This is a genomic window from uncultured Roseibium sp. (assembly GCF_947499295.1).
Taxonomy (GTDB): Bacteria; Pseudomonadota; Alphaproteobacteria; order Rhizobiales; family Stappiaceae; genus Roseibium.
Map to the genome: position 1 here is coordinate 1 of NZ_CANMNP010000039.1, position 12,313 is coordinate 12,313.

The following is a 12,313-nucleotide window of genomic DNA, read 5'->3' on the forward strand; positions in this document are numbered from 1 at the left end:
TCTCGTATCCCTTCAAATCAATGGGATACACCTTAGTAACCTGTCCGAATTTCAGGGACCACTTCAGATCATCGCTGAGCCAGAAATACCCATCAGACACCGACAAACTCCTGTTCAGTAGCTTGAATCAAAAATTAAGTGGTTTGCATAGTTCATTTTATGGGTCTGAAGTTTAGTGGACTAGATCAATTTTTAGAGCATAAGCGAAAGACCACAAAGGTAGGGGAGGATCAAAAGAAAGAAATTTGTTTTTATTTTTTGCTCGAGGACAACAGTAGAAGCTCCTGAAACGGTGCGCGAGGGAAATATTGGTACTAGTTGAAAACAGTGTTACTGCAACGCTACTTTCTAATAATATCTGCGATATTCTTCACACATATTCGCTATCGGACGAACTTTGGTAGACGCAGCCGCTTTCGCTAGTATTTGATATTGTTTCATTTGACTGCTGCTCGAACGGATTGCGTTCTGCATTGTGTTCACAAGGTGGTCCTGGCGCAGTGTCCCATCTTTTTCCGGCTTCATTAGAAGTCCAGCACCACTCATGATTTCACTTACCCGGCCCACATCTGTCGCAATCGAAGGCTTGCCTTCCTGCAATGCCTCATAAAGGACGCCGGGCGTGCTCTCATCGGGCGCAGTCGACGGTAAAAGAAGAAAGTCAGCTAAATGGATATGCCCTGCAGCATTGTTAGAATAGCCACCATTGTACACACAATGTCCTATAGATGAGCTTGATTGTGCGTAATTCACGGCTAGATCTGAATAAATGCCATCACCAAACAAAATGATCTGACATTCAAGTTTGTGTTCTGTTTTCAAAGCTTCTACAGCTTGAACTGCGCGCAGATGTCCCTTGTGGTCTGTGTCCGCGCGGCCAATTAGGATAAATGTGAATATTCCGGCACGGAGGCCCAAATTTGGGAGCGTTGTTTCAACTCTCCCAATTGGCGGTAAACCGTTTGACACCAGAACAAACTTTTGCGCGATCTGAGAACTGGACATTCCAAATTCAGAAGCTTTCATCATACGGATGTTCTTGGGCGCTACATAAAAAATCTGCGACCTTGCATCAACAATTTGTTTTATGCGGGAAACCAGCTTATTTCTCTCTGCCGAGTCTTTGCGATGTTGCCCCCATTCCTCTTCCCAACCTCCGTGGCGTGTTGCAAAAAATCCGATGGAGTACCTAGGCGGTGGGTCAGTTGAATCGAGTATGCTACGCATATTCTGAACAAAGTCATCTGCAACTTCTCCCTGAGCGTGAACAATAAGTTGGTCTTTGTTTGTCATTGCGCGTTGCACTTCTGCAACCACCTCGCGCGCCGATTTTCCCCGAAGGCAAACAGCTAATGAAGAAAGCAAACTAGAAAGATCAGCTTGATCGCCAGTTGTTGTTGTCGTGGCGAAAAAAACCCGACCGAAGAAGTCTCCGTTAACTTCATGGTTGGCCTGGTAGATCGCAATTCGAGCGGCACCCATCTGACCGAAATTGTTGCTGACAATCAAAAGAACCTTGCCACATTCTGGTTTGTTGCTACGGTTTGCGTTGCGGGACATAATGGTGTTTGGATTGGATTTTATGCAAAACTTGTTGGGTTAGACAATCGATTGTGCACTCGTTGGCACGCTACAGCTACTTTAGTAGCAAAAATGTCCTGCCAACTTGACAGCGTGATCAAGATAAAAGCTGTCTGCAGGAGAAAGCACTTGCCCAATCCCAAAGTGCCATAACGAGTGGCACTTCCTACGCGCGTCGGCCCGCCAGTCATATGTCGCGTTGTGGATTAATTCACATGAATTGGTGGCGGAGCAGAAATTGCCAGCTGACAGCGGCCGTAAGCCCCTTTTTCATTGGCAATCATGGCATTTCAGGTGCAGTGCGCACGAATTCTCGCGGCGTGCTGATCTAGAAAGGATCAAAAAAGAAGCTTAAACGCGAACAGTATTGTGTAGCATTCAGATCGTTAAATAATTCCAGGCAATACCTGATTGTTTGAAAATATTTTTATCGTTACTTGGCTGCAATACAGTATTTAATAGGATCCTAGGTGCTCTTCTCGTTCCCAACCTCTCACCCGCGCGCAACGCCGATCGTTGCCAATCTTCAAGGAAAATGACAGAGAATACCAACGGTCAATACGAGAGAAAAAAACACGTGATTAATGCACGCCAACCTTCTCTAGATCTTGAATACTACTACCCCTACCGAGCCACCGTCGCCAATTACCAGCTTCAACTATCTACCATCATGGGGTCCGCCCCTCGTCCAAGCACATACGAGTTCATACCCTTCGTTCCCCTCTTATCAATCTTCCTGGGATTCGATACGGAACGCCTCTTTGAATTTCTGAAGACACAGCAATGGGTCCTGGAATTCAAACAATCCACTGTGGACATTGTCTCCGAGATGGTTAGTCAAGCTCACGAACTGAGCAATTGTTTTCCCGGTTTTGGACTGTGGGTTCTAGGCTACCGAAGCCAACGAAACGCGAAACAGATCGAACTGCTACTCGCGCCGCCTCGCACTTCATTTTCCGACATGTTGCGCCCAAAGTTGTTGAACCTAACCGCAGTGCCACTGCTGATTTGCGCCCTCAATGTTACTAACCAGGTCTGGTTCTGGTCATTCGAGGAACCCGCATATGAACTTTCTAACCTTGGCTTTGACATACTTGTCGTTTGTTATTGTCTTCAGGTTATGTTTTGCAGTCGGACAACATTGGCCGCTTGCATTCTGTTCTGGGTTAACTTCGCATCGGCATACCCAGTACTCTGGTCACTATATTTGCCAGTATCCCAATTTGAGAAACTGAAATACCTTTACTCTGAAAACTGGTACACCTTTCTGAGTGTAGGCTTGGTTCTAACTTCTGTGATTGGCGTCCAACTATCTCGATTTTGGATGAACTTTTTCATGTGGGTATTTAGCCCCATAAAGAGATTGAGTATCCCATCTAATGGTCAGCATCAGTCGTTGCAGAAGTTTTTCCGTAAAGCGCTCAGTTTCCAATGCCAATATTTGATGTGGAAAACGGTGGTGAACAGATACAATGTCAACTTTGTCTGCAACATGATCCTGGGCATCATAGCATGCAATGCGGAATGGCAAATTGCCTGCAACAACAGGCGTCTGCCCGAAGAATTGGCGTCCTCAATGCGCCAGGCGAGGAAAGAACTTCAAGCGGACCACACTCAATCTGCTAAGTTCAACCACTATGCAAAGATGATCTATGGCACAGTGTACTTCGTACTTGTAGTTACGGTTCTGGTAATCCTTGTAGCCCGCAATCAAAGGGCGACCTACATCTCATTCATTGGTTCGGTGTTTATCTTCACCATCCTTGTTTCTGTCAGGGTGTTCACATCCGGTGTCTCCATCATCAACCTAGTCGAATTCGCGCAAGCTGTCATAGGCCAAAGCATCGTTACCTTGGCAATTGTTGCAATACCCGTCTGGCGCAATCCCACATTGTACAATGACCGGAATAAAGCTTGGATAGTTGGCTTGGTTGCTACAACTGTAGTCTATACAGTTCTAATTGCGGTGCCCACCTATTTGATCATTCAGTTCGCTAAGTGGCTCGCGGGCAGAAGCGCAAAGGCGTCCAGGAATCAGACCATTGTTTCAGATACTCCAGGTGATCAACCTGTCTAACCAGCTAGGTGCAAGAATAGAACGTTTTTATCTAGAATAAAATTGACCTGCTCCCTTGGTTGTCCTCGCTTACAAGTTAGCTCAGTTCACGCGAGCGCCGCGCTTGCGCACTGTGAGACGTTCTTCCCGGTAGATCCGGTAGACCTTCTTAAAGCCAAAATACTCATAATTAATTTTTCCATACTTTGAAAATAAACAGATTTCGTGTCAGCGTAATTGCTAGCACTTTGAAGTGGTTCCTGAAATTCGGACAGGTTGCTAAGGTGTATCCCATTGATTTGAAGGGATACGAGAATGGCGAAACGCCGGAATTTTTCGGACGCGTTTAAAGCGAAGGTCGCGCTTGAGGCATTGCGCGGTGACAAGATGATCCAGGAGATTGTAGCCAAGTATCAAGTACACCCGAACCAGGTGAGCACGTGAAAACGTCAGGCTATGGACGTGGTCGGTGCATGGTCAACATCTTCATCGAACGGCTCTGGCGATCCTGGAAGCAGGAAGCGGTTTATCTGGAGGACCTGACTGATGGATTCAAGGCACATCGTATTATCCGCGACTGGATGACTTTCTACAATACTGAACGTCCTCACTCAGCCCTTGAGCACAAAACTCCCAAGGACGCATATTGGGCTGACAGGAACTTGAAATTGGCGGCATGAAAACCAACCCGGATACACCTTAAATCAGCCGTCAACTTGTCCAGAAAATCGGGACCAATTCAAATCACTGGCTGAAACCATAGAGGAATTTCTAGATTTCCTGGCGAAACTAGCCCCAACAATATTCTAGATTCTTTTAATCAGATACTGGTTAACATCTGTAACATTCATGACAATCGGTGCATTGTCCCGTATTGGTAAGTCTCCTCCGCGACCAACTAAACTTGGAGCTTGGCTTGCCCTCGCAGGAACTACACATCGATATTTGGGTGAGCAGGCAACAACGGCTCCAGACCAAACTGCCCCACCACCACCCAAAAAAACGGGAATAGTGCGAATTTTTCAGCGTTTAGAACAATCTGGAACCCTATTTGCTCAGTTACCCAAGCGGACCACCGTGAAGCACTTACATTGGGGTTAGATGTTACCGAAGCTGACATTCAAAACGCGCTTAAGGCTTATGCACCCCGTGCAAAAAAGCGTTTTTTCTACCCAGACCATCGAGCAAAACCCCGCGGGACAGAACACACTTATACCCGAAGAGCCTGGCGACACCAATAGAGCCACATCTCGAACGTTTGTTGATCACTAAATTACAACAATCCCTCACCCATTAAACAAAATGTCGTTCAGGACATTCAGAGCACGACAAGCCCTGGCGCGATTGCTACTTTTTTTTGGTGATGTTCAAGAAGCGGTCAGAAGTTCCGTGGTACCTTTGATCCGATCTGCTCAAACCATTGGCACAGCCCTGAAGCATTTGATTGCAGAAGAAATTCCAAAAGACATTAAAAACGCAGGTCAATACCAGGCGGACTTCGCAATTTTAGAAAAACTAAGTGGAACCCATTCAGCTGGAGATGTTGAAAATATCACGTTGGAGACGTCCGTGGATCGGCTCAAGGCTGCGAAAGACAAGTTGAATACGCTCTCCGACCGTCACCAAACCCTAAAGAACAAACTCTCAAAACACATTGATACAACCATTGATCCGCTGCAAAAGCTCAAGGCCAACAAAAACCGGACACTTCAAAGGATTGTCGGGGCTCTAATGGCCGCGACCCTCATCCCAGTTGTATCAATTTATGCGTTTGATCAGGGAAAAAAACTGATTGGAAAACAGCCTTCCTTCCGGGGGCCCACCATCATGAACATGGTTGCCAAAACGCCCCTTAGTGCCGCCCGTCTTTGGAGTGCATCCAACTCGCCATCGGCACGAATGGATAGTCTATGGAATACTTTTCAGGACCGGCATGCCTTTGATCTCGTCAAAGCCGCTGTATTTGGAACACTCAATCTGACAAACAAGGAACCCCAACCCTACAACAAAGAAACTGGGGAAGGCAGCGATGCAGCTGTAATTGGTTTGGCAACAGGGATGGGTGCTGCTCTCTACGGGTTGTTGACTTATTCCCAAATGAAGGATGCGGCAGGACATGTCATCAATGCGGTCTTTCGGGGAAGCCGAGAGCCTAGTGTGAAACAAGCTGCACAGAATTTATCTGCCAGCTGCGCTGAACTATCAGAAGAAGAGCTTCTATCCATACAAGAAGAGCGACAGGCGCTTGAGGACGTTGGAGAGATCCTCAAAGATGTCAGAGACTTAATGGGTTCCTTGTATGATAAAGCGGGTGTAACCGAAGATGAAGCAAGTGGTGCCAGCAAAGTGCTTCGTAGTCGAATTGGAACTATCAAAACCAATACACAAAACGCGCTGTGGACAATCGAAACGGTGCTTGGCCAACCCATCGGCGAGCAGCCTGAAAACCAAGATGTTAGTGCTAAAATCGCCTATATGGCAACAGGACTGTCAATTTTAGGAACCAATGCAGCCGTTCAGCTGAAATCTGACCTAACCAACGCACCAGGTGAATTTGCCAATACAGCGGTCACGGCAGGAATCATGGGGCTTGATGTAAAAAATCCAAACGTGGATCAAAGGGGAATGAGCGAAACCCTCGCCAACTGGGTGGGTTATCAAAGCCTCACTATGATCTTGAATTCGATTAACAGTGCTCAGGAAAGCGCGGAGAAAGGCTATGGCTTTTTGAGAGATGCACGTCTTGCAGCAGGGGCTGGTCTGGCAGTCGGGCTTTTGGGAACTACTATCACAAGAAAAGGGGCAGAGTTGCTGGGTAATAATTGTTTCTGTAGCTCGCGCGCGGATGCTAGAGATTGATGCACAGACTGCTCTCGAATCGCTTGCGGTTATGTCCAGGCAGCAACCAAAAACGAATAAGCGCGAAGCAAGCTGGAGTCACCTCACTCTGATCAAAATCATCATACGTAAATTACAGCTGACAGTGTCAAATAAATCCTACGTCAAACTGCGTGTCTAATGTTTGAACGTACACTGGTTCCTGTCACCGTCGGATGCTTGCGGAAAGATGGAAACATGGCGTAAATACTACAATGAAGAGCGCTCACACAGCGCCATCGGGAATATCCCGCGATAACACTGGCAAAAGCAACAGCCGATACCATCCAGTCATACTGACAAAAGGCGCAAAATTCCATCCCGCGTCGGCAGAAGGTTGGGTAGCAGATTCAGATCGGTGCAATCTGGTATGAATTGCATGAAATACTCTCGGGGCAACTCAAACAAACATTCAATTTATTGTACTCGTGGGGCGATTTCCATTTCAGGCCACTGTGAGGATGATTCTCATTATAACCTTCGATCAATGACTACACGTTTTGGGTACCAGGCCGCGGGTTCACGCGGGTATAGACGCACTTAAGTGAATTGGACGAGACCAGAATCAATGTTGTTAACGTCTAGAGCTAGATCCATTGTCCCTTTGATATTTTCTTACTGCGTGTTCTTTTTTCTCATTATATCGTTTGATCGCAGAAATAACCGCTAGTGCCTGTACTTTTATTATTCCTAAATAAGGTAAACCAAAATTACTTAACCTTTTTTTCACGATTTCTTCAGTAGGATCTCTCAATATATCATTTTTAAAGATTGACCATTCCAATTCTTCTTCTTTTCGTTCTGAAAACAAAATACGTCTAAGATGAGCAAGACCAGGAGTCACTTCTCTTTCATAAATTTCAAGCGCGCTGTCAATATTTTTTTTTTGTTTATCTATTTCTACCAATCTCTCATCGATCGAGTTGGTTTCTTGGTTATTGGACATTATTATTAGAGTATGCTGATAAAGATGATTTTCGATAGTTGATAGGAGGTTGAATGATATTCCACGAAGAGAAGTGTGGACAGAATGAACAGATCTAGATTGTGTGAAGTCCTTAATTAGTAATGGAAAAGAGATCGGGAGAAGTAAAAACCAGGAACAGAGAATTGATTGTTGTGCGTTTATATGCGGCTTGGTTACAACAATACGAAATCAGACCTTTGGAGTACAACTGGAAGGTCAGCCAACCTGTTTAATCATGGGACCATCAGATTGGTCGTTATGGAACGGAGAAAAGTGTAATTGTGACACTCTGGCACAATTAAATCAGGAGCGTAGAAACGCTATCTTTATGAAAGCCACAAACAGTTCTGCGAGCATCTGCAGACCTTCATCAATTCCTATAATTTCGCCAAGAGGCTGAAGACGCCATTCGAACACGTCATCAAGCGCTGGACCGAAGAGACAACCCATCACTTCCCGGGACTGAACAAACTTTCCAATGCTGGCATGAAACATATGTCATTTACTGTAATACAGGCTGCAACTTCCTTCCAAAATTAGATTTTCTGTCTGGTGTTCACCCGTAACATGACATCAAAGGCATCGCATGCATCAAACGGAAGGGCATGGCCCATTGTTAGTGCCATTCTGCTTTGCTGGCAGAAGATATTGCCCTGAAATCGAGGAATGTTGTAAAAAATTTAATCATTATCGCTCACCCAAGACTTTGAAAGAATTGCTCCAATATTTTACAATTGGAGCGCTTTAATTGAATTCCGATTCAAATTCAAGGTTACGTCTGTATGCCGACGTGTCTTGATGCTGTTCCTGAAAGAAAAACGTATGCAATTGCGCGGAAACTTCAATTCAATTTTTTCAACGAAACAAAAGCAAAATTTAGCAAATAAACCGATATAAATAAAAGAAATTGTCAAGGAAATTGTAATGCACTTTTCAGCTCAGAACCTCTACGGCACTTTCTTCTCTCCTTTTCGTTTCTTGCAATCACTCTCTATTTCAACATGTCTTCGCCAGTATTCCCAACAAAAATAAAGGCTTTACTTTCAAAATCAAGTGTTCAAGTGACCGACGATGAATACCAAGTTTTATTGGAAGCCTTCCTAATAGATTTCAATTTCAATCTTTCGGATATGAAGAAATTTCCTGTGAAGACTGCACAATGCAAGGAACTAATAAAGATACACTTCGATAATTTGATTAGGTCTAGCTTTTCAACAAGTTCGACTTGCATAGGACGTTTGAATTATCTATCGGAAAAAATAGATATCCGAGATGAAGAAAGAGCTAAAACACTTTGGAATTTATTCTGCAAAACCTTTAGTGAAAGTGTTTCAAGTATGAACACGCCTGACCAAAACGGGCATTGGAACGAGTTCTTGGACAAGGTGTATAATGCTCAATTTTTCGCGAAACTTACTGTCGAAGTTTTCCGGAGTTACGAAACATCTGCAGCCTCCCCTTCTTCTTCGTAAAATTGGCCCGAATAGGCTTGTATTATGTGTTTCTACACCTAGTAAATATTTCCTTTTGCTATATCTAATTTGCCATCATTCCCATACTTGACGTTCAACTTCTTAAGCACGTCCGAAAACTTCAATGCCTGAATCCCTCTCGACTTGAACAGCATCCATGAGTATCTCCCCCATGTTAGGCTTCGGACCCATAAACGTGTCTGGACGAAGATCTTCGATACGCTGTCACAAACTGGTGGTCCTGTCCTGGAAGTGATGATCGATAGCGCGGTGGTTCGGGCACACCGGGTCGCCCATGGCAGCAAAGGGGCCCCCAAGCCTATGTCTTAGGGAGAGCTCGTGGTGGCCCGGGAACCAAAATTCATGCCTTGAGCGACAACAAAGGCAGACCTATCACCTTCCATCTCACAGGAGTTAATGTCTCGGATTTCACCGGAGCAGAAACCCTCTTGTCTCTCGTTTCGGCAACGGCGTTCTGCGGTAGTGTCAAAGATCTTTCGCACTTTCGTTTTCAGGCGACGGCTCCCTGGGTTTGGTTTTGCTCCTGGTAGAGCGTTGTCATGCTCATGTATTTTCGGCTTGACCATTTGCCGCCCGCGATAGGCCTGAGCCTGGCCGCGGCCAGGTTGAGACAAGACTGACCGTCCGGAAATGCCCCAACAACCCGCGCGGGTCGTCGGATCTCCTTCATGATCCGCTCCAAAGGACTGTTGGTCCTGATCTTGCGCCAATGGCTGTCGGGAAAGCTGTGATAGGTCAGCGCCTCTCCAATTCTCTCCACCAAGCGGCCGAGTGGGGCAGAAATCCGCCCCCACCTGCGCCGCCTGGTGCGGGCGATCCGGAGCAACTGGCCGAACACCCAGATCCTGATCCGGGCCGACAGCCACTATTGCAGTCCGAAGGTCATCGACTGGTGCCGCGCCAACGGTATCGTCTTCATCCTCGGCGTGGCGCCCACCACGACGCTGCGCAAGCATGTCGCTAACCTGGAAACCGGCACGATAGCGCGCTTCGAAGCGTCGGAGAAGACGGGCAAAGTCCGCAGGTTCAAGGAGTTCGTTGACGGCGCCGCCAGTTGGAGCCGTGTCGAGCGCATAATCGCCCGCGTCGAAGTCGGCGCCCAAGGTGCCGACACCCGCTTCATCGTCACCAATCTCGCAGGCGGTAAAGCCAAGGCCCTCTACGAGGATGTCTACTGCCGGCGCGGAGCGGCCGAGAACCACATCAAGTCGTGGAAGACGCATCTCGCAGCCGACCGCACATCCTGCACCAAGGCGACGGCCAATCAGTTCCGGCTCTTCCTGCACGCCGGCGCCTACTGGCTGATGTGGGGCCGGCGCGCAGCCATGCCGAAACGATCGAGCTTAGCAGTTGCCCAATTCGACACGCTGCGATTGCGCCTCATCAAGATCGCCGCCCGCGTGATCGAGATGAAAACCCAAATCCGCCTGCACCTCCCGACATCCTGCCCGGACCAAGCTATCCTGCGCATCGTCTTCGACCGAATTCCGCGGCTCGTCACATGAACTACGGGGCAAGCGGCCCCAGAAACGAACCAGTCCACCGAAACCCGCAAACCCCGGCACACAGAACGACGGATATGAACCAACTTAAACTGGACACGATCTAGTGAAGGGCTGGGAAGTCGTAGATAATCAATTTCTCGTCACTATCCTTGTTCAGCACGCTACAAAGGCTCAACATAATTCAAAAAACTACACATATATATATCCTGCCAAAATACCTATAATTAATTTTTCCATACTTTGAAAATAAACAGATTTCGCGTCAGCGTAATTGCTAGCACTTCGTCGTTGAGAGAAGTGCTAGCAATTCAGCAGTGCCTACACTTGCCGCGATACTGAGCTCCCTCCCTAAATTCGGACACTGACGTGGTAATCACCCCCTTTTTCGTGGGTTTTAAAGCTGGACTTCAGGCCGCTATTTTGAGTTTCATTGCAGGTGTAATTCCGCCGATGGCCATGTTTGGCCGCTCGTTGTTGTATGTCCATAGCTAGCGTGTCGCGTGGTCCTGAGCCTCCTCGATCGTGTTGAAAATGTATTGTCCGGGCCATTCTTGGCGGACAGTTCTGTTGCGGTTTGCCGGGTTGGATGTATTCCAGGCTGATCCCGCGTCTTGAGGCCCATATTTGCAGCGCAGCGCTGACGTTTTCAGGACCTTTGTCCACCCGAATATTCAAGGGGTGACCGCGCCATTCAATGATCCGCTCAAGCGTACGAATGACCCGCGGGGCCGGAATAGAGGTGTCCACCTCAATGCCCAACCCCTCTCGGTTGAAGTCGTCCAGAACGTTCATGGTTCTGAAGCTGCGCCCGTCGGCCAACTGATCTGACATAAAGTCCATCGACCAAGTGACATTTGCTTTGTCTGGCACAGCCAAAGGTTCCGGCTTTTCCCGAACCAACCGTTTTTTCGGCTTGATGCGCAGGTTCAGCTCCAACGCCCGGTAAATCCGCCGAACACGCTTGTGGTTCCAGGCAAAGCCTTTGACATTGCGCAGATAAAGGCAACACAAGCCGAACCAGCCAGTCCGCAACCTCCGCGTTCTCATCGCTGAGCTTGCGTTCATAGCGATAACAGCTTTCGCTGATCTGAAACGTGCGGCAAGCAAGCGCGACACTCACCCTGCGCAGCCGAACTGCGTTAATGGCCATCCCCTTCCGCTGAGACGGCCTCAAGGCTTTTTTCCCAAAGCATCCTTCAAGAGCTCGTTCTGCATCGCCATATCGGCATACATCTTTTTGCGCCGGCGGTTCTCCTCGGCCATGGACTTCATTTCCGCAATCAAGGACGCATCCATGCCACCGTATTTGGAACGCCAGTTGTAGTAGGTCGCGTTGCTGATCCCCTGTTCCCGGCAAACGTCAGCAACTGCTACACCGCTCTCTCCCTGCTTCAAAATCGCCAGGATCTGGCTATCCTTAAATCTCGATTTCTTCATCTCGTTCTCCAAGCGCATCAAAGGCCGGAGAAGTCCAATTTTCAACCCAGTGATTTTCGGGGATGATGACCCGGGGCTTTCTAATCTTGTCGACCTCACTTTGGACTGCCAACAACGTTGTTGTTGGCAGCCAGGTTAGTTTCGTGATGGAAACCAATTGATAACGTACAAAATCTTTCGCACATTTTCTGGTTGAGACGGTTCCCTTTATTTTGATTGAAGGGAACAAGGTATGACTGATGACGATGAGGGCAAAGAGATGAGCAATGTGATCCGGATTGATGAGGCCCGGATCAAGGATCATCTTGGATGAGATGGTGCGTGGCACCGTTGAAGAGGCCTTGAATACAGCGTCGAGGAAGCCTTGATGGAGATGTATCTGGCGGGCGTTTCAGTG

General features: G+C 47.4%; 7 protein-coding genes and 5 pseudogenes. 7 read left to right on the plus strand and 5 right to left on the minus strand.

What is annotated here, in order from left to right; genetic code table 11:
- Positions 1-348 precede the first annotated feature (348 nt).
- Entirely contained in the window at positions 349-1,560 is a 1,212-nt protein-coding gene (locus Q0835_RS28435) for a glycosyltransferase family 4 protein (protein WP_298966671.1), read from the minus strand.
- Positions 1,561-2,116: 556 nt separating this feature from the next.
- Here Q0835_RS28435 and Q0835_RS28440 point away from each other — a divergent pair.
- The 5 genes and pseudogenes from Q0835_RS28440 to Q0835_RS28460 form a co-directional block, all read left to right on the plus strand.
- Positions 2,117-3,658 (plus strand): hypothetical protein, encoded by a 1,542-nt coding sequence (locus Q0835_RS28440; RefSeq protein WP_298966672.1) that lies wholly within the window; start codon positions 2,117-2,119, stop codon positions 3,656-3,658.
- Between the two features lie 294 nt (positions 3,659-3,952).
- Complete coding sequence (locus tag Q0835_RS28445; RefSeq protein WP_298966673.1) at positions 3,953-4,081, plus strand: hypothetical protein; 129 nt, start codon at positions 3,953-3,955, stop codon at positions 4,079-4,081.
- Entirely contained in the window at positions 4,078-4,317 is a 240-nt protein-coding gene (locus Q0835_RS28450; protein WP_298966674.1) for an integrase core domain-containing protein, read from the plus strand. The genes Q0835_RS28445 and Q0835_RS28450 overlap by 4 nt, the downstream gene beginning before the upstream one ends.
- Before the next feature lie 709 nt (positions 4,318-5,026).
- Positions 5,027-6,496 (plus strand): hypothetical protein, encoded by a 1,470-nt coding sequence (locus Q0835_RS28455; protein ID WP_298966675.1) that lies wholly within the window; start codon positions 5,027-5,029, stop codon positions 6,494-6,496.
- Between the two features lie 160 nt (positions 6,497-6,656).
- Positions 6,657-6,773 (plus strand): annotated as a pseudogene (locus Q0835_RS28460) (integrase core domain-containing protein); the annotation flags it as partial.
- 315 nt (positions 6,774-7,088) lie between these two features.
- On the opposite strand, the gene Q0835_RS28465 reads toward Q0835_RS28460, so the two are convergent.
- Positions 7,089-7,460 carry a hypothetical protein gene (locus Q0835_RS28465; protein WP_298966676.1) on the minus strand — a complete coding sequence of 124 codons (372 nt, stop codon included), beginning with the start codon at positions 7,458-7,460 and terminating at the stop codon, positions 7,089-7,091.
- Between the two features lie 336 nt (positions 7,461-7,796).
- On the opposite strand from Q0835_RS28465, the pseudogene Q0835_RS28470 reads away from it, so the two are divergent.
- A pseudogene (locus Q0835_RS28470) lies at positions 7,797-7,913 on the plus strand (IS481 family transposase); the annotation flags it as partial.
- A 1,551-nt stretch (positions 7,914-9,464) separates the two neighbouring features.
- Here the strand turns inward: Q0835_RS28470 and Q0835_RS28475 are convergent.
- Positions 9,465-9,698, minus strand: a pseudogene (locus tag Q0835_RS28475) (transposase); the annotation flags it as partial.
- Positions 9,699-9,735: 37 nt separating this feature from the next.
- On the opposite strand from Q0835_RS28475, the pseudogene Q0835_RS28480 reads away from it, so the two are divergent.
- Positions 9,736-10,479, plus strand: a pseudogene (locus Q0835_RS28480) (IS1380 family transposase); the annotation flags it as partial.
- A gap of 407 nt (positions 10,480-10,886) precedes the next feature.
- Here the strand turns inward: Q0835_RS28480 and Q0835_RS28485 are convergent.
- Positions 10,887-11,916, minus strand: a pseudogene (locus Q0835_RS28485) (IS3 family transposase).
- The gene (locus Q0835_RS28490) at positions 11,897-12,244 is read right to left on the minus strand and encodes a hypothetical protein (RefSeq protein ID WP_298966677.1); all 348 of its coding nucleotides are present in this window, start codon (positions 12,242-12,244) and stop codon (positions 11,897-11,899) included. The pseudogene Q0835_RS28485 and the gene Q0835_RS28490 overlap by 20 nt, the downstream one beginning before the upstream one ends.
- Positions 12,245-12,313 lie beyond the last annotated feature (69 nt).